The organism is Vibrio intestinalis, assembly GCF_025195085.2.
GTDB lineage: Bacteria > Pseudomonadota > Gammaproteobacteria > Enterobacterales > Vibrionaceae > Vibrio > Vibrio intestinalis.
Genome location: NZ_JANAVY020000017.1, coordinates 17,959 through 35,034 on the forward strand (window position 1 = coordinate 17,959; position 17,076 = coordinate 35,034).

Here is a 17,076-nt window from a genome sequence, read left to right on the forward strand (position 1 = left end):
CTCCAATTTATAGTTGTTGGCTTAGTGCCCAAATAAAAAGCTTTAAAAAAATTAATGATCACTGTCTTCGTGAGCCATTGACAGGTAAACAATTGTCAACATCATAAACACGAAGGCTTGAATCGTAATAACCAAGATATGGAAAATAGCCCACGGTAGTGAACCCATCCATTGTAAGTACCATGGTAGCATTGCCGCACAAAGAATGAATACAACCTCACCCGCGAACATGTTACCGAATAGACGCATACCAAGTGATAGTGGTTTCGCTAGTAGCGATACAACTTCAATCAGTAGGTTAAACGGAATCATTACTGGGTGATTAAATGGGTGTAATGCTAATTCCTTTGCAAAGCCACCTAGACCTTTCACTTTGATGCTGTAGTAGATCATCAGAGCGAATACGCCTAGTGCCATAGCCATGGTGATGTTCACATCAGCTGACGGTACCACTTTTAGATATGGAATCCCGAGCCAATGCTCTGCTGGGTAAGGTAAGAAGTCGATCGGAACTAAGTCCATCACGTTCATCAAAAATACCCAACAAAAGATAGTTAGTGCTAAAGGCGCGATCAGCGGGTTGCGTCCATGGAACGTGTCTTTGACGTTTTCTGCGACAAATTCAACGATCATTTCTACAGCACACTGAAGCTTACCCGGTACACCTACTGTTGCTTTCTTCGCTACCTTGTAAAAAATTCCAAGGAAAATTAAACCAGTAAACCAAGAAAAAAACAGGCTATCGATATGCACATTCCAGAAGCTTGCTTCATCCGCTACCAAACCTAGCTTAGCTAAAGATAGATTTGATAAGTGGTGGGCAATGTATCCGGACTGTGTTAGTAGCGCTTCACCTGGCGCAGCCATAACTCATCCTATTTTTTGTTGTTAATGAATAGCACTGGCGCACAGATATTAATACCTAGAGCCAGTAAATAGGTTAGTTTTAGGGGAACAAGTTCCACCTGTATATACATGTAAACAATCGAAAATAGTACAACTGTAATTAGGATCTTTAGAACTTCACCCGTGTAAAAGGATGCCGCGACTTTCTTTGCTGCACGCGCTCCACTAAACGCAAACGCACAAACAGCAAACACAGCATTGGCCAAGACAAAAATGCCACCGCCAATTAGTGCAGAAAGCCCCCATTGTATACTTACAGTTGCAGCCATTCCCGCTGCCACTAACGTAACCGCGCCAAGCTGAATCATTAACAATTGCTTAGCAAGCTCTCGCCCTGGTCTAGCCAACGCAGTTACCATGTATTCGTACCTCTATTAAATCCACAGCTATACATCAAGGTGCTGAGGAATTGGCAAAAATTATACGGTGAGTCGAACTGAATGCAATGAAAACACCGCAAAAAGTTACAATTTTGTTTACAAACCGACAACTTTTACTCAAAAAATCGTTTTTTACATATATTGATTGAGATCAAGTATCTCACTTAGCTCTGTAACTTGGCAATCAATTGCGCCAACTTTTCAGGCTCATCAACATTTATAGTCACTTTAGCCTTGCCGCTCTTAGAACGCACAATTGCAACTTTAGCACCAAGCATTTCACTCAGTTTTTGTGACATTTGTTGTGTCTCAACGTCTTGTGGCACATCTTTTTGTTCAGATTGCGGCTGAAGACACTTTTTTACCAACTGTTCGGTTTGACGAACGGTCATGCTCTTCTTCGCTACTTGCTGAGCAATCTCTACTTGTTGCTCGCCTTGCAGCATGATCAGAGCACGCGCATGGCCCATTTCTAACTGCTTGCTAGCCACTAATTGTTTTACGTCGCTTTCCAGTTGGTTAAGGCGCAAAATGTTGCTCACACTCGCCCGTGACTTACCAATCACGTCTGCCACTTGCTGATGCGTTAACGAAAACTCTTGCTGCAAACGCTCAAGCGCTTGAGCTTCTTCAATTACATTCAGATCTTCACGCTGAATGTTTTCGATCAGCGCTATTGCGATCGCGGCGCGATCTTCAACCTTTTTGATCAAACATGGCACTTGGGTCAGACCCGCTTTACGCGCTGCGCGCCAGCGGCGTTCACCGGCGATGATCTCGTACTTACCCATTTCAACCTGACGTACCACGATTGGTTGAATGATGCCTTGCGATTCAATCGAAGCCGCAAGTTCTTCGAGCGCTTCAGGTTCCATATCTTTACGTGGCTGGTATACGCCTGCGCGTAAACTTGTGATGCTTAGCTCAGTCAACTCACCATTGCTTGAAAGCTCTTGGCTATGAATTGCTGTTTGCTGTTTTTCTCGGGCTAGAGAGCTCGTCGAAAGAAGAGCATCAAGCCCTTTACCTAAACCACGTTTAGACATGATTTTGATTCCTTAGGTTAGTGTTTTATGCAGGGACTTCTTCGCGACGAAGCATTTCACCGGCGAGGGCGAGATATGCTTTTGCGCCTGCTGAGTATTTGTCGTAGTACATTGCAGGCTTACCATGACTTGGCGCTTCTGCAAGACGAACGTTACGAGGAATAACAGTGCGGTACACTTTGTCACCAAAGTGCTTTTTCAATTGGTCGGATACTTCATTGGATAGCCGATTTCGAGGGTCATACATGGTACGCAACAAACCTTCGATTTTTAGATTCTCGTTTACAACAGCGGCTAGCTTGCTAATGGTATCCATCAACGCGGTTAAACCTTCAAGTGCGAAATACTCACACTGCATTGGCACCAACACAGAATCTGCTGCGGCCATAGCATTGATTGTAAGAAGGTTTAGAGAAGGAGGACAATCTATAAAGATGAAATCATAGTTATCGCGAACCGAGGCAAGCGCGTGTTTTAAGCGTACTTCACGAGCAAACACTTCCATCAACTTGATTTCAGCTGCCGTTACGTCACCGTTCGCAGCAATGAGGTCATAATTGCCTGACGTTTTTCGGCATACCACTTCTTCAAATGGCACATCTTCCACCAATAACTCATAAGCCGTAGCGTCGATTTGATATTTATCGACACCACTGGCCATGGTTGCGTTACCTTGCGGGTCAAGATCGATCACCAATACTTTACGCTTGGTTGCGGCCATAGACGCGGCTAAGTTAATACACGTTGTTGTTTTACCAACTCCGCCTTTCTGATTGGCAATGGCTACAATTTTTCCCACGATCTACCTCGCTATTAATCCTTGCGCGATAAGATTACTAGATGACGCTCACCTTCCAATTGAGGAACTTGCAAAGGTTTGATATCGGTCACATTACACCACTCAGGGAGCTGCGCAATCTCATCCTGTGATAATTGCCCCTTGAGTGCAAGGAAACGACCGGTTTCCTCTTTCGGCAAGTGATGACACCACTCAACCATATCCACCATGGAGGCAAAAGCTCTACTTAGTACACCATCAAACTTATCTTCAGGTTGATACTCTTCAACACGACTTTGAAGCGGCGTCACGTTTTCAAGCTTAAGTTCATGCACGACTTGTTTAATAAAACGAATGCGTTTTCCTAAGCTATCCAGCAGATGAAAGCTTTTGTCCGGATTCATAATCGACAGTGGTATACCAGGCAAACCAGGGCCAGTGCCCACATCAATGAAACGCTCACCCTGTAAGTGAGTGCTAACCACTATGCTATCCAAAATGTGTTTCACCAACATTTCTTGCGGATCGCGTACTGAAGTTAAGTTGTAGGCTTTATTCCACTTATGCAGCATTTCAACATAAGCAACTAACTGTTGACGCTGAAGCTCTGAAACTTCAAGTTCTGTTTGACCAATAAGTTGATCAAGCGTTTGACGTAACTGAGTCATTAAGCTTCCTCGCCTTTCTTAAGTAGACCGTGTTTTTTCAAGTGAACCAGCAGAATTGAAATCGCAGCAGGTGTAATACCTGAGATGCGAGATGCAATGCCGATGCTTTCTGGTTTGGTATCCGTTAACTTCGCAACCACTTCGTTCGATAAGCCACTCACTTTTGAGTAATCCAAATCGAAAGGCAGTTTAGTGTTCTCATGACGCAGCGATTTCTCGATCTCATCTTGCTGACGCTTGATGTAACCTTCGTACTTCACCTGAATTTCAACTTGTTCACTTGCTTGATGATCATCGAGCGCAGGTTGGAACGCTTCTAGCCCTGTCAGTTGTGCATAAGTGATCTCTGGACGACGCAGTAGATCTTCACCACTTGCTTCACGTGCCATTGGCGTTTTTAGCAGTTGGTTAAGTGCCTCTACACCTTCCGACTTAGGATTCATCCACGTTGACTTCAAACGTTGACGCTCAAGCTCAATGTTTTCAATTTTTTGATTGAAACGAGACCAACGAGCTTCATCCACAAGGCCAAGTTTGTACGCTTGCTCAGTTAAACGTAGGTCAGCGTTGTCTTCACGCAATAACAAACGGTATTCAGCACGAGAGGTAAACATACGGTACGGTTCTTTGGTGCCCATGGTAGAAAGATCGTCGATCAATACCCCAACGTACGCTTCATCACGACGTGGGCTCCAACCCTCTTTGTCTTGGCTGAACAAGCTTGCGTTTAAACCAGCCATAAGGCCTTGCGCTGCCGCTTCTTCATAACCTGTAGTGCCGTTAATTTGCCCCGCAAAGAACAAACCTGAGATGAATTTTGTCTCGTAGGTGTGTTTCAAATCACGTGGGTCAAAGAAATCATACTCAATTGCGTAACCAGGACGCACGATGTGAGCATTTTCGAAGCCTTTCATTGAGCGAACAATTTGCACTTGAACATCAAATGGTAAGCTGGTGGAGATACCATTTGGATACAGTTCATGCGTAGTTAAACCTTCAGGTTCGATAAAGATTTGGTGACTGTTTTTATCGGCAAAACGCATTACTTTATCTTCAATTGAAGGACAGTAACGTGGGCCAATACCTTCAATCACGCCTGCATACATTGGGCTACGATCTAGGTTAGCGCGGATCACATCATGGGTTTGCTCATTGGTATGAGTAATAAAACATGGGATCTGGCGTGGTTGCTGACTGCGTTTACCCATGAACGAGAAAACTGGAGTCGGGTTGTCACCGTGTTGCGCTTCTAGCACTGAGAAATCGACACTGCGAGCGTCAATACGCGGTGGTGTTCCGGTTTTTAGACGATCCACTCGGAATGGAAGTTCACGTAAACGATCCGCCAGAGCGATTGACGGAGGATCGCCTGCACGGCCTCCTGAGGAGCTTTCCATACCAATATGAATCTTACCCCCAAGGAAGGTGCCAACGGTCAATACAACCGCCTTAGCGTGGAATTTAAGACCCATTTGAGTCACAACACCACGTACTTGATCATTTTCAACAATCAGATCATCGACTGACTGCTGGAACAAAGTGAGGTTATCTGTGTTTTCTAGCACGTTACGAACATACGCTTTGTACAAGGCACGATCCGCTTGAGCACGGGTTGCTCTTACCGCAGGGCCTTTTGATGCGTTCAATGTTCGGAATTGAATACCAGAATGATCAATGGCTTGAGCCATTAAACCACCCATTGCATCCACTTCTTTGACTAAGTGACCTTTGCCAATACCACCAATGGCTGGGTTACATGACATCTGACCTAAAGTATCGATGTTATGAGTCAATAAGAGGGTTTTTTGCCCTGTACGCGCTGATGCGAGTGCGGCTTCCGTTCCTGCGTGACCGCCACCAACAACGATGACGTCAAAGTTTTCGTGATAAAGCATGAACTGACCTCTGATATTCACGAGAGATGTAGACAGATAAAAGAGCGATATTCTACCTGCTTTCATGTAGAGAGAAAATCGCTTTTGTGTATTTTCATTTTAGGTGAGCAAAGTAAATATATATAAGATCTATATATATGATCTTTTATTGGATCTATTATTAGGATCGACTGTTTCTGTGGATAACTAAAAAATGATCAACAAGATCATGGATCTTATTTGGATCATATCATGTGATCTTACCTTGATCAGATCGAGGATTACTTGGGATCAAAATCGATGGTTATACACAGGGGGGGAGAGGCGTCAAAGTTATTCTTGGGATAACTATAGGTTAATCACCGGATAAAGTAATACTTATACACAGTCTGAATGGCTAAAATATGAGCACTTAAACGCAGTGGTCTGTGGGATAACTATCCACAGAGAGAATTTTAGGTAAAAAAAACGGCCAGCAAAGCTGACCGTTTTCGATGTTTGAGGGCTCTAGAAGCGCTCAATATGTTGTTCTAACCACTCTTCCGCAGCATCTTCAGGTACTGGATGAGCCAAAATATCGATAGTGAAACACTCCGTTAGCGCGGTTCCACCGATATCTTCCAGTAGGTCGTGTGCGTGTTTACCTGCTGCACAGAAGGTGTCATAGCTTGAATCACCGATTGCAACTACTGCATATTTCACATCACTCATCTTTGGTGGCGTGTCTTGTAGGGCTTGAATGAAAGGCTTGATGTTATCGGGATATTCCCCCGCACCATGGGTAGATGTGACGATAATCCATGTGCCATCAGCGTTTATGTTGCTTAAATCAGGCTGATTGTGAATTTCAGTTTGATGGCCTTTTTCAATCAACAGTTCACTGATGTGATCGCCAACGTACTCTGCACCACCAAGGGTACTACCGGTAATAATGTGGATCATGCGGGTTCCTTTTATTGATACCCATAGCGCGCCATGAGCGACTATGGGTATAAAACGCAGCGCGTGGCTGCGTAAGACTGTTATTTACCAATACAGAAGGATGAGAAAATGCGTCCTAATAAGTCATCTGAGCTGAATTCGCCCGTGATCTCATTTAGGTGTTGTTGAGCAATACGCAGTTCCTCTGCCAATATCTCACCTGCCATGTAGCCTTCTAATTGTTGTTGGCCAATGTCTAGGTGCTGCGCAGCTTTTTCCAGTGCCTCTAGGTGACGACGACGAGCCATAAAGCCGCCTTCGTGTCCACCAGCAAAACCCATACACTCTTTTAAGTGGGTGCGTAGGGCATCTACACCTTGACCTGTTTTAGCTGACAAACGGATCAAAGTGGGTGAATTGACGTGACAGATCCCAAGTTCTTCACCGGTTTGATCCGCTTTGTTACGGATCACTGTCATGCCAATACTATCAGGTAGACGATCAACAAAATCTGGCCAAATATCTTTCGGGTCAGTGGCTTCGGTTGTGGTGCCATCCACCATAAATAGTACGCGGTCAGCTTGAGCTATTTCATCCCAAGCTCGCTCAATACCGATTTTTTCCACTTCGTCAGAAGCATCACGCAGACCTGCGGTATCAATAATATGCAGTGGCATGCCATCAATATGGATATGTTCACGCAGTACATCGCGGGTTGTACCAGCTATGTCCGTTACAATTGCCGACTCTTTGCCTGATAAGGCATTCAGTAAGCTTGATTTACCCGCATTTGGACGGCCAGCGATAACCACCTTCATTCCTTCACGCATGATGGCACCTTGGTTTGCTTCTTGGCGAACCGCTGCGAGGTTATCAATGATGGTCTGTAGGTCTGTAGCGACTTTACCGTCGGCTAAAAAGTCGATCTCTTCTTCTGGGAAGTCGATAGCGGCTTCAACGTAAATGCGTAGGTGAATTAACGATTCAACCAAGGTATTGATGCGACCTGAAAATGCGCCTTGTAGTGACAGCAGCGCTGATTTAGCTGCTTCTTCAGAACTTGCATCGATTAAGTCAGCAATAGCCTCTGCTTGCGCGAGGTCGAGCTTATCGTTGAGGAATGCTCGCTCAGAGAACTCGCCGGGTCTTGCGGTGCGAATCCCATCAATTTTTAAGATACGCTTAATCAGCATATCCATTACTACAGGGCCGCCATGGCCTTGCAGCTCAAGAACGTCTTCACCGGTGAAAGAGTGCGGGTTAGGGAAGTACAGTGCGATGCCTTGGTCAAGTTGATGGCCTTGCTCATCGGTAAAAGGCAAATATTCAGCGTAACGTGGACGCAGTGTTTTGCCGGTTACTTCCAATGCGACTTTTTCGGCCAGTGGGCCAGAAACGCGGATAATACCGACACCGCCACGACCTGGTGCGGTTGCTTGGGCGACAATGGTATCTGTAGTCATAAAAAGTGCCTGTGTTTAGCTGTGCCGCTCGGGCAATAAATATCAATTAGCTGAATTGTAATCAGCTCCAATAAAAAAGGCGACCTTTTGGTCGCCTTTGTCTTGGATTAGAACTTACTTAGTGTGTAAGCCTTTCTTTTCCAGAGCCTTGTAAATCAGTGACTGCTGGATAAGTGTTACGATGTTCGAAACCAACCAGTAAAGAACAAGACCTGATGGGAAGAACAGGAAGAACACGGTGAACATGACAGGCATGAATGTCATGATCTTCTGTTGCATTGGGTCTGTAACGGTTGTTGGGCTCATCTTCTGAATCATGAACATTGAAGCACCCATCAGTAGCGGCAAGATGTATAGCGGGTCTTGCGCTGAAAGGTCAGTGATCCAACCGAAGAATGGAGAGTGACGTAGCTCTACCGATTCCATTAGTGCCCAGTACAGTGCGATGAAGATAGGCATCTGTAGGATAAGAGGAAGACAGCCGCCTAGCGGGTTTACTTTCTCTTTCTTGTAGAGTTCCATCATCTCTTGGCTCATGCGTTGACGGTCATCGCCAATACGCTCACGCATTGCTTGCAGTTTAGGTTGCAGCATGCGCATTTTCGCCATAGAGGTGTATTGCGCTTTCGTTAGTGGGTACATAGCACCACGAACGATAAAGGTTAGACAGATGATTGCCACACCCCAGTTACCCACAAAGCTTTGAATGAATGAAAGCAGTGTGTGTAGTGGTTTCGCGATGAACCATAACCAACCGTAGTCAACTACTAGGTCAAGGTGCGGTGCTACTTCTGCCATTTGGCTTTGTAGTTTAGGACCAACCCATAGTGTTGCGCTAAATTTCGCTTCGTCACCAGTTGCGATTGTCTTGTTAGGCAGACGCACACCGATGTCAGCTAGGTTGCCGATCACGCGAGTGTAGATATTGGTGTTTGGAGCGTCGTTTGGAATCCACGCCGATGCGAAGTAGTGCTGGATCATCGCTGCCCAACCTTGGCCATTGGCTAGGTTAAGAGACAGGTTACGATCTTGCATATCATCGAAGCTGTATTTCTTGTAGTTGGTGTCTTCAGTTGAGTAAGCACCACCACGGTATGTTGGCATAGTAATGCTGCCGCCATCATCCATTACGTTTTGACGTAGGTGCGCGTACATACCGAAAGTTGCGTTGTTGCCAGAGTTGTTCACTACATCGTATTCAACGTCAACAGCGTAGCTGCCGCGAGTTAGAACGAATGTTTTTGTGTACTCAAGGCCATTCGCTGCATAAGTCATCGGAATGCGCAGTTCGTTTGCATCGTCAGCCATTGTGAAGCTGTCAGCGCTTACTGCGTAGTTCGGACGGTTTGTACTGCTAAGGTCGATGCCTTGAGGACCAACTAGACCACTTTGTGCAATGAATTGGTGACCAGCATCGTTCTTTAATAGTTCGAAGTTTGCTTCTGAGTCCAGTTCAGCATCGTATTGGTTTAGGTAAGCTTTAACGATATCGCCACCAACCGTATCAATAGACAGAGTTAATACATCCGTTGTTACAGTAATAGCTTTCGCTGTTGCCTGTTGAGCTGGCGCTGGGTCGAGCTCGTCGGCAAAAGATGGTGCAGGTACAGTGCTGCTTGATTGAGCCTGTTCAACCGGCTGCGGTGCTGGGTTCTTTGCTACTTGCCATTGTTGGAACAATAGGAAAGAAACCAATGCTAGCGCGATCAACAGGATATTACGTTGAGAATCCATCGTTATTTATCTCTGTCTCGTTTTTGAACTGGTGGTACGGGGTCGAAGCCCCCATCATTTAAAGGGTGGCATTTTAATAGACGTTGGCCTGATAACCAACATCCTTTTACAAAACCGTGAGCTTTCAACGCTTCTATAGCGTAACTGGAGCAAGTTGGTTGGAAACGACAGCGCGGTCCGATGAGTGGACTAATAAGACCTTGGTAAAGTCGGACGAATCCGATTGCTAACCACGCGAGGGGCGAGACAGTCGTTGCCATAGCTTGTCAAACAACTTGAACAATTCATCATTGCTTAAATCTTGCGCGCTTTTCTTGGCAATCACAACAAAATCTTTATTAGGAAGTTGATGTTGTTTGTTACGAAAACTTTCTCGAGCGAGACGTTTGAAGCGGTTACGACCAACAGCAGTTTTGATTTGCTTTTTCGGAACGGCTAAACCTAATCGAGGATGAGATAGGTTGTTATTACGAGCAATGATGGTGAAATGAGGTGAGCCAGCTCGGTGAGCTTGCTGGAAGACATTTTGATAATGCTCGGGAGTTAACAAGCGTAACTCCCGATTGAACGCGTACGTATTCAAAATATTCTAGTGATTATTTTGACAGGCGCGCACGGCCTTTTGCACGACGTGCATTAATTACTTTACGACCGTTCTTAGTAGCCATACGTGCACGGAAACCGTGAGTACGCTTGCGCTTTAGAACTGAAGGTTGAAAAGTGCGTTTCATGTTAATTACCTTTACTGATCAGTAGTTTTAGGTTCTTAGTTAACCCGGCGTGGGCATTCATATCTTCTTTATATATAAAGAGGACAAACCGACGCCTCTCAACAAAGAGGCGGAATTGTAATCACACTCACAAATCGTGTCAACGATTCATGTATGTGAAATTCCGGTCGGGCGATTATACGTAGTGTGAGCAAAATCTCAAGGATCATACGATCCTTATGCTTGATCTTTACTCTATTCCCACTTGATTAAGGAATTTTTTCAGCTTTGGATCTTGCGGGTTATCGAAGATTTCCTGCGGCGATCCCTGTTCGACGATGTGACCATCGGCCATGAAGATCACTCTGTCAGCGACTTCTTTGGCAAATTGCATCTCGTGTGTGACCACCAGCATAGTTTGATGCTGAGTGGCTAAGTGCTTCATTAAACTCAATACTTCGCCCACCCATTCAGGATCGAGCGCGGAGGTTGGCTCATCAAATAGTAGCAGTTCAGGTTGCAAGGCCATAGCGCGGCCAATGCCGACACGTTGCTGTTGACCACCTGATAATGCGGCTGGATAGCTGTCACCTTTATCACCAAGGCCAATATCGTCCAGTATTTGCTGCGCGCGAGCTAATGCATCGGCTTTTTTCCAACCACGAACGGTAATTAAGCCTTCAGCGATGTTTTGCCTAGCGGTCATATGGGCAAATAAAGCGTAGTTTTGAAACACAAAACCGGTTTTACGGCGCAGAGCGAGCACTTCCGCTTTGGTGTGCTTTTCGCTGTTCACACTGACATCATCAATGCTGATCGTGCCTTGGTTAGCTTGTTCGAGAAAGTTAACGCAGCGCAGTAATGTTGATTTACCAGTACCACTGGAACCAATAATGACGATGATTTCACCTTTATTGATTTCAAGGTTTATGCCTTTAAGAACTTCAGTTTCGCCAAAGCTTTTATGAATATTGTCTAATTTGATCATCGTACATACGCCTTATTAAGCTTCTCTTCAGCCCAAATTTGTACTCGGGTTAATATCACCACCACACCCCAGTAAATCAGCGCTACAGCCAAGAAGGCTTCAAAGAACTTAAAGCTGGATGAGGCCTCCATTTGTGCTTTGGCCATAATTTCAGCTACGCCTAGGGTAAAAGCAAGCGAGGTCGATTTAATCATATCGATGAAGTAGTTCATCAATGAGGGTAAGGCTACGCGGGTGGCTTGTGGCAAGACAATACGGCGCATGGCTTGAGAGGTGGTCATCCCCACCGACAAACTGGCTTCCATTTGGCTGCGATCAATACCAATAATGGCGGCGCGAATACTTTCTGCCATGTAAGCGGCAAAGTGTAAGGTTAAGCCGATCACCGCGGCGCTAAAAGCGTCCAGCCCAACTAACGCAGGGAAAACTTGCGGCAGACCGTAGTAAAGCAAAAATAGCTGCACTAACAGTGGTGTTCCGCGGAAAAAACTGATGTACAGCTGACTTAGTTGATCAAGGCCTGGGAGGCGAAAAACACGAATATTGGCGATAACAACCGCTAAGATCAGTGAAAATACCAATCCCCAAGTGGCCATCTCCATGGTTGTGCCGAGATATTTGAATAAAATCGGCATCAGATCCAGCATGTAATTAAAATCGAATCCCATAAACTTACCTAACTAGAGAAAACAAAAGGTGGAATAGAGCATTCCACCTTGAACAGAACTTATTTAACTTTAGCCCTTGAACAACGATATCGGGCTAGGGATGGCAAATTAGTGGGTGATGTCCGCACCAAACCATTTTTCAGAGATTGCTTTTAGAGTGCCGTCTGCACGCATGTCAGCCAGTGCTTTGTTCACTTCTGCTTGAAGCGCTTTGCCCTTGTCGTTATCAAGGAAAGGCCAAGCATTTTGAATGGTTTCAAACGGTTCGCCTGCCAATTGTAGTGGTAGACCAGTCTTTTTAATCAGCTCTAGCGCGGATAGGCGATCCATCACAAAGGCATCTGCGCGGCCAAGTGCAACATCATGTTCGATACCTGTATCGTAGGTTTTGACGTTGATCTTGCCATCTTTGTCGTAGCTACGTAGCAGTTGCTCAAAGTTAGAACCTAGGTTTACTGCCACGGTTTTGCCCGCTAAATCCGCCACACCTTTAATGTCATCGTTGCCTTTACGAACGGTGATTTGCGCGCCATCTACCACGTATGGGTCAGCAAATAGGTATTTCGATTTACGTGCGTCCGTCATGGTAATTTGGTTTGAAATCGTATCAATACGACCGGTTTCTAGTAGACCAAACAAACCAGAGAAGTTTGCTGTTACGTATTCCACGTTGTAATCATTACGCTTACCAATTTCATCCCATAGATCCACTTCAAAGCCTTGCAGCTTGTCTTGCTGAACGAAAGTAAATGGGAAGTAGCGGCCTGACATACCCACTTTAACGTCAGTTGCTGCTTGTACTGTGGCAGCGGAGAGAGCGATAACTGCAACTGCAGCTTTAATCCAGTTTTTCATAGTGTGACTCCATGTAATTATGGGGATAAATACTACTGTTCTTGTCTGAATTAGATAAATAACCAAGAGCAATAACCTAGACGGCTTAGTAATAAGTTTGTAAATAGAACCCCGTTTAATGGGTTAGACGTTGCAAAGTAGGTTAAGACGAAGGTGTGGATAACCTGATCGAAAAAACTTTCATTCACAGAGTTATCACCAATTTTAGGATCTAGCTGAAAATGGGCAAATGTGGATCAATGTGTGGGTAAAAAAGGGACGAGATGTGGGGATCTATCGAATTAAGTCGAAAATATTGTGAATAACTTAGATCTTATTCACTGGATCGTAGATCATTTGCTGGCGATCTCGGTTATCAACAGGTAAAATCGCCAGTCTTTTCCGATCTATTACTTCGAGTGGGGGCACTGTGTCATCTTCGCTTTGGTTGCAATGTTTGCAACAGCTTCAAGAAGAGCTACCAGCTACAGAATTCAGTATGTGGGTACGTCCGTTACAAGCGGAGCTCAATGACAATACGCTCACTTTATTTGCACCCAACCGTTTTGTATTGGATTGGGTTCGCGATAAGTATCTCAACAGCATTAATCGTTTATTGCAGGAATACTGCGGTAACGATATTCCAAGTCTACGTTTTGAAGTGGGTAGCCGCCGTGTCAGTGCGCCTGCTCCAGCACCAAAGCGTACTCCAGCAGACGTAGCAGCAGAGTCTTCAGCGCCAGCGCAACTGCAAGCTCGTAAACCGGTACATAAAACTTGGGATGATGATCCACAAGCAGTCGCAAACATTAACCACCGCTCTAACGTAAACCCAAAACACAAGTTCAATAACTTTGTTGAAGGTAAGTCTAACCAACTTGGTTTGGCAGCGGCTCGTCAGGTTTCTGACAACCCAGGCGCAGCGTACAACCCACTATTCTTATACGGTGGTACTGGCCTAGGTAAAACGCACCTATTGCACGCAGTAGGTAATGCCATTGTGGATAACAAGCCAAACGCGAAAGTGGTGTATATGCACTCTGAGCGTTTCGTGCAAGATATGGTTAAAGCACTGCAAAATAACGCGATTGAAGAGTTCAAGCGCTACTACCGCAGTGTTGATGCACTACTTATCGATGATATTCAGTTCTTTGCTAACAAAGAGCGTTCTCAAGAAGAGTTCTTCCATACTTTCAATGCTCTGCTTGAAGGTAATCAACAGATCATTCTTACCTCTGACCGTTATCCTAAAGAGATCAGTGGTGTAGAAGATCGTCTTAAATCTCGCTTTGGTTGGGGTCTAACGGTTGCTATTGAGCCGCCGGAGTTGGAAACCCGCGTCGCGATCTTGATGAAGAAAGCAGAAGACCACCAAATTCATCTTGCTGATGAAGTGGCGTTCTTTATTGCTAAGCGTCTACGTTCAAATGTTCGTGAGCTTGAAGGTGCATTGAACCGTGTCATCGCCAACGCGAACTTTACCGGTCGCCCAATTACGATTGATTTTGTGCGTGAAGCGCTACGTGATCTACTGGCTCTACAAGAAAAGCTGGTGACGATTGATAACATCCAAAAGACCGTGGCGGAATACTACAAAATCAAAGTCGCCGATTTATTGTCTAAGCGTCGTTCACGCTCTGTTGCGCGTCCTCGTCAGCTTGCTATGGCGCTGGCCAAAGAGCTAACCAACCACAGCTTGCCTGAAATCGGTGATGCGTTTGGTGGCCGTGACCATACGACTGTACTTCATGCATGTCGTAAGATTGAGCAACTACGTGAAGAGAGCCACGATATCAAAGAAGATTACTCGAACTTGATTCGTACCCTTTCTTCTTAATTCGCTGTATTCTAGTCAGTGGCTTTGTGGCAGTGATGCCACTGCAATAACGAATTTTAATAAGAGCGCATTATGAAATTTACCATTCAACGTAGCCACCTTTTGAAACCGCTACAGCAGGTTTCTGGTGCTTTAGGTGGTCGACCGACGTTGCCAATTTTAGGCAACCTGCTTATCAAGGTTGAAGACAACACACTATCGATGACAGCCACGGATTTAGAAGTGGAGCTGATCAGCCGAGTAACCCTAGAAGGCGACTTCGAAGCGGGCAGTGTGACCGTACCTTCACGTAAATTCCTTGATATTTGCCGTGGTCTTCCTGACGACTCTGTGATCACTTTTGTTCTTGATGGTGATCGCGTTCAAGTGCGCTCTGGCCGTAGCCGATTCTCTCTATCTACGTTACCTGCTAATGACTTTCCAAACATTGAAGATTGGCAAAGTGAAGTAGAAGTTTCACTGACACAAGGTGAGCTGCGTGCATTGATTGAGAAAACTCAGTTCTCAATGGCAAACCAAGACGTGCGTTACTACCTCAACGGTATGTTGTTTGAGATTGAGTCCACCACACTGCGCAGCGTTGCTACTGACGGCCACCGTATGGCGGTATCGCAAACTCAGCTAGGCGCTGACTTTGCTCAAAAGCAAATCATCGTGCCACGTAAAGGTGTGCAAGAGCTGGTTAAGTTACTAGACGCACCTGAACAGCCGGTTGTGCTGCAAATTGGCAGTTCAAACCTACGTGCAGAAGTGAACAACTACGTATTTACTTCTAAGCTGGTGGATGGTCGATTCCCTGACTATCGCCGAGTAATGCCGCAAACCACCACCAAAACGCTAGAAGCAAGCTGTGACGAATTGCGTCAAGCTTTCTCTCGTGCCGCGATTCTTTCGAATGAAAAATTCCGTGGTGTTCGAGTGAACTTAGCGGACAGCGAAATGCGCATTACTGCCAACAACCCTGAGCAAGAAGAAGCGGAAGAGATGTTGGACGTGAGCTTTGAAGGTGAAGCGATCGAGATCGGTTTCAACGTTAGCTATGTATTGGATGTACTCAATACGCTGCGCTGTGAAAAAGTACGTGTGTCGATGTCAGACGCCAATGCCAGCGCATTGATTGAAAACGCCGATGACGATAGCGCAATGTACGTGGTAATGCCGATTCGACTCTAGCATGCCGCTTACCCGTCTTATTATTCAGCAATTTCGAAACGTTAAAGCCTGTGATATTGAACTATCAGCAGGCTTTAACTTTCTTATTGGCCCGAACGGCAGTGGCAAAACCAGCGTGCTGGAAGCCATCTATTTGCTCGGCCATGGTCGTTCATTTAAGAGTTCATTGACTGGACGAGTGATCCAAAATGAGTGTGACGAGCTGTTTGTACATGGCCGTTTTTTGAACTCGGATCAATTTGAGCTACCAATTGGCATTAATAAGCAGCGTGATGGCTCGACAGAGGTTAAAATAGGCGGTCAATCTGGGCAAAAGTTAGCTCAATTGGCACAGGTTCTACCATTGCAGTTAATCCACCCTGAAGGGTTCGATTTGCTCACTGATGGGCCCAAACATCGCCGTGCATTTATTGATTGGGGTGTGTTTCATACCGAGTCAGCATTTTATGATGCATGGGGACGTTTTAAGCGTTTGAACAAACAACGCAATGCGTTACTAAAAACTGCGCGCAGTTATCGTGAACTCAGTTACTGGGATCAAGAGATGGCTCGTTTGGCTGAGAACATTAGCCAATGGCGTGCTCACTATGTGGAGCAAATGACCGCCAAAGCAGAACAAATATGTCGCACATTTTTGCCAGAATTTGATATTCAATTGAAGTATTATCGTGGCTGGGATAAGGACACGCCTTATCAAAGCATCCTCGAAAACAACTTCGAGCGTGATCAATCGCTTGGTTACACCTTTAGTGGGCCAAATAAAGCTGATTTGCGCATAAAAGTGAACGGTACACCAGTTGAAGATGTGCTTTCACGGGGTCAGTTAAAACTGATGGTGTGTGCGTTGCGTGTCGCGCAAGGGCAGCACCTAACCGAAATGACCGGAAAGCAATGCATTTATCTCATTGATGACTTTGCATCGGAATTAGATAGTCAACGTCGTAAGCGCCTAGCGGATTGCTTAAAAGAGACGGGGGCTCAAGTTTTTGTAAGCTCTATTACCGAAAGCCAAATCGACGATATGAACGACGATAATGGCAAGATGTTCCATGTGGAACATGGCACAATAGAGCCAGTATAAATAGCGGAAGATAAC

Annotated in this window: 18 protein-coding genes; 3 read left to right on the forward strand and 15 right to left on the reverse strand. The window is 45.4% G+C overall.

Annotated features, from left to right (window positions below; genetic code table 11):
• Positions 1–51: 51 nt before the first annotated feature.
• The 15 genes from atpB to MU515_RS17145 form a co-directional block, all read right to left on the reverse strand.
• The gene (atpB, locus tag MU515_RS17075; RefSeq protein ID WP_260261592.1) at positions 52–867 is read right to left on the reverse strand and encodes a F0F1 ATP synthase subunit A; all 816 of its coding nucleotides are present in this window, start codon (positions 865–867) and stop codon (positions 52–54) included.
• A gap of 8 nt (positions 868–875) precedes the next feature.
• Positions 876–1,265, reverse strand: coding sequence for a F0F1 ATP synthase subunit I (locus tag MU515_RS17080; RefSeq protein WP_260261593.1), 390 nt, complete (start codon positions 1,263–1,265; stop codon positions 876–878).
• A 185-nt stretch (positions 1,266–1,450) separates the two neighbouring features.
• The gene (locus MU515_RS17085; RefSeq protein ID WP_260261594.1) at positions 1,451–2,332 is read right to left on the reverse strand and encodes a ParB/RepB/Spo0J family partition protein; all 882 of its coding nucleotides are present in this window, start codon (positions 2,330–2,332) and stop codon (positions 1,451–1,453) included.
• A 25-nt stretch (positions 2,333–2,357) separates the two neighbouring features.
• Positions 2,358–3,131, reverse strand: coding sequence for a ParA family protein (locus MU515_RS17090; protein WP_260261595.1), 774 nt, complete (start codon positions 3,129–3,131; stop codon positions 2,358–2,360).
• Between the two features lie 14 nt (positions 3,132–3,145).
• The gene (rsmG, locus tag MU515_RS17095) at positions 3,146–3,778 is read right to left on the reverse strand and encodes a 16S rRNA (guanine(527)-N(7))-methyltransferase RsmG (protein WP_260261596.1); all 633 of its coding nucleotides are present in this window, start codon (positions 3,776–3,778) and stop codon (positions 3,146–3,148) included.
• Complete coding sequence (mnmG, locus tag MU515_RS17100) at positions 3,778–5,673, reverse strand: tRNA uridine-5-carboxymethylaminomethyl(34) synthesis enzyme MnmG (protein WP_260261597.1); 1,896 nt, start codon at positions 5,671–5,673, stop codon at positions 3,778–3,780. Before mnmG ends, rsmG begins: the two co-directional genes overlap by 1 nt.
• A 486-nt stretch (positions 5,674–6,159) precedes the next feature.
• Positions 6,160–6,594 (reverse strand): FMN-binding protein MioC, encoded by a 435-nt coding sequence (gene mioC, locus MU515_RS17105; RefSeq protein WP_260261598.1) that lies wholly within the window; start codon positions 6,592–6,594, stop codon positions 6,160–6,162.
• Between the two features lie 80 nt (positions 6,595–6,674).
• Entirely contained in the window at positions 6,675–8,036 is a 1,362-nt protein-coding gene (mnmE, locus tag MU515_RS17110) for a tRNA uridine-5-carboxymethylaminomethyl(34) synthesis GTPase MnmE (protein WP_260261599.1), read from the reverse strand.
• A gap of 114 nt (positions 8,037–8,150) precedes the next feature.
• Entirely contained in the window at positions 8,151–9,770 is a 1,620-nt protein-coding gene (gene yidC, locus MU515_RS17115) for a membrane protein insertase YidC (RefSeq protein WP_260261600.1), read from the reverse strand.
• A 2-nt stretch (positions 9,771–9,772) separates the two neighbouring features.
• Complete coding sequence (gene yidD, locus MU515_RS17120; RefSeq protein ID WP_260261601.1) at positions 9,773–10,030, reverse strand: membrane protein insertion efficiency factor YidD; 258 nt, start codon at positions 10,028–10,030, stop codon at positions 9,773–9,775.
• The gene (gene rnpA, locus MU515_RS17125; RefSeq protein WP_260261602.1) at positions 9,997–10,320 is read right to left on the reverse strand and encodes a ribonuclease P protein component; all 324 of its coding nucleotides are present in this window, start codon (positions 10,318–10,320) and stop codon (positions 9,997–9,999) included. Before rnpA ends, yidD begins: the two co-directional genes overlap by 34 nt.
• A 46-nt stretch (positions 10,321–10,366) precedes the next feature.
• Positions 10,367–10,501 carry a 50S ribosomal protein L34 gene (gene rpmH, locus MU515_RS17130; protein ID WP_006880025.1) on the reverse strand — a complete coding sequence of 45 codons (135 nt, stop codon included), beginning with the start codon at positions 10,499–10,501 and terminating at the stop codon, positions 10,367–10,369.
• A 229-nt stretch (positions 10,502–10,730) separates the two neighbouring features.
• A complete protein-coding gene (locus MU515_RS17135; protein WP_260261603.1) occupies positions 10,731–11,468 on the reverse strand; it encodes an amino acid ABC transporter ATP-binding protein in 738 nt (245 codons plus the stop codon).
• Positions 11,465–12,136: an amino acid ABC transporter permease gene (locus tag MU515_RS17140; protein ID WP_260261604.1), complete on the reverse strand. Its 672-nt coding sequence runs from the start codon at positions 12,134–12,136 to the stop codon at positions 11,465–11,467. Before MU515_RS17140 ends, MU515_RS17135 begins: the two co-directional genes overlap by 4 nt.
• Positions 12,137–12,244: 108 nt before the next feature.
• Positions 12,245–12,991, reverse strand: a complete 747-nt coding sequence (locus MU515_RS17145) for an amino acid ABC transporter substrate-binding protein (protein ID WP_260261605.1) — start codon at positions 12,989–12,991, stop codon at positions 12,245–12,247.
• Positions 12,992–13,400: 409 nt separating this feature from the next.
• Here MU515_RS17145 and dnaA point away from each other — a divergent pair, with 409 nt between their 5' ends.
• The 3 genes from dnaA to recF all read left to right on the forward strand — a co-directional run bounded on the left by dnaA (position 13,401) and on the right by recF (position 17,061).
• Positions 13,401–14,807 (forward strand): chromosomal replication initiator protein DnaA, encoded by a 1,407-nt coding sequence (gene dnaA, locus MU515_RS17150; RefSeq protein WP_260261606.1) that lies wholly within the window; start codon positions 13,401–13,403, stop codon positions 14,805–14,807.
• A 72-nt stretch (positions 14,808–14,879) separates the two neighbouring features.
• A complete protein-coding gene (gene dnaN / locus MU515_RS17155) occupies positions 14,880–15,980 on the forward strand; it encodes a DNA polymerase III subunit beta (protein WP_260261607.1) in 1,101 nt (366 codons plus the stop codon).
• 1 nt (position 15,981) lies between these two features.
• Positions 15,982–17,061 carry a DNA replication/repair protein RecF gene (gene recF, locus MU515_RS17160; protein WP_260261608.1) on the forward strand — a complete coding sequence of 360 codons (1,080 nt, stop codon included), beginning with the start codon at positions 15,982–15,984 and terminating at the stop codon, positions 17,059–17,061.
• The last annotated feature ends 15 nt before the right edge of the window (positions 17,062–17,076 follow it).

Bases quoted from the DNA above. Each gene is read 5' to 3' on its own strand.
- MU515_RS17140 (WP_260261604.1), bottom strand. From the start codon at position 12,136: ATGGGATTCGATTTTAATTACATGCTGGATCTGATGCCGATTTTATTC.
- MU515_RS17145 (WP_260261605.1), bottom strand. From the start codon at position 12,991: ATGAAAAACTGGATTAAAGCTGCAGTTGCAGTTATCGCTCTCTCCGCT.
- mioC (WP_260261598.1), bottom strand. From the start codon at position 6,594: ATGATCCACATTATTACCGGTAGTACCCTTGGTGGTGCAGAGTACGTT.
- yidC (WP_260261600.1), bottom strand. From the start codon at position 9,770: ATGGATTCTCAACGTAATATCCTGTTGATCGCGCTAGCATTGGTTTCT.
- atpB (WP_260261592.1), bottom strand. From the start codon at position 867: ATGGCTGCGCCAGGTGAAGCGCTACTAACACAGTCCGGATACATTGCC.
- yidD (WP_260261601.1), bottom strand. From the start codon at position 10,030: ATGGCAACGACTGTCTCGCCCCTCGCGTGGTTAGCAATCGGATTCGTC.
- mnmE (WP_260261599.1), bottom strand. From the start codon at position 8,036: ATGACTACAGATACCATTGTCGCCCAAGCAACCGCACCAGGTCGTGGC.
- rsmG (WP_260261596.1), bottom strand. From the start codon at position 3,778: ATGACTCAGTTACGTCAAACGCTTGATCAACTTATTGGTCAAACAGAA.
- MU515_RS17135 (WP_260261603.1), bottom strand. From the start codon at position 11,468: ATGATCAAATTAGACAATATTCATAAAAGCTTTGGCGAAACTGAAGTT.
- recF (WP_260261608.1), top strand. From the start codon at position 15,982: ATGCCGCTTACCCGTCTTATTATTCAGCAATTTCGAAACGTTAAAGCC.
- rpmH (WP_006880025.1), bottom strand. From the start codon at position 10,501: ATGAAACGCACTTTTCAACCTTCAGTTCTAAAGCGCAAGCGTACTCAC.
- MU515_RS17085 (WP_260261594.1), bottom strand. From the start codon at position 2,332: ATGTCTAAACGTGGTTTAGGTAAAGGGCTTGATGCTCTTCTTTCGACG.
- mnmG (WP_260261597.1), bottom strand. From the start codon at position 5,673: ATGCTTTATCACGAAAACTTTGACGTCATCGTTGTTGGTGGCGGTCAC.
- dnaN (WP_260261607.1), top strand. From the start codon at position 14,880: ATGAAATTTACCATTCAACGTAGCCACCTTTTGAAACCGCTACAGCAG.
- MU515_RS17080 (WP_260261593.1), bottom strand. From the start codon at position 1,265: ATGGTAACTGCGTTGGCTAGACCAGGGCGAGAGCTTGCTAAGCAATTG.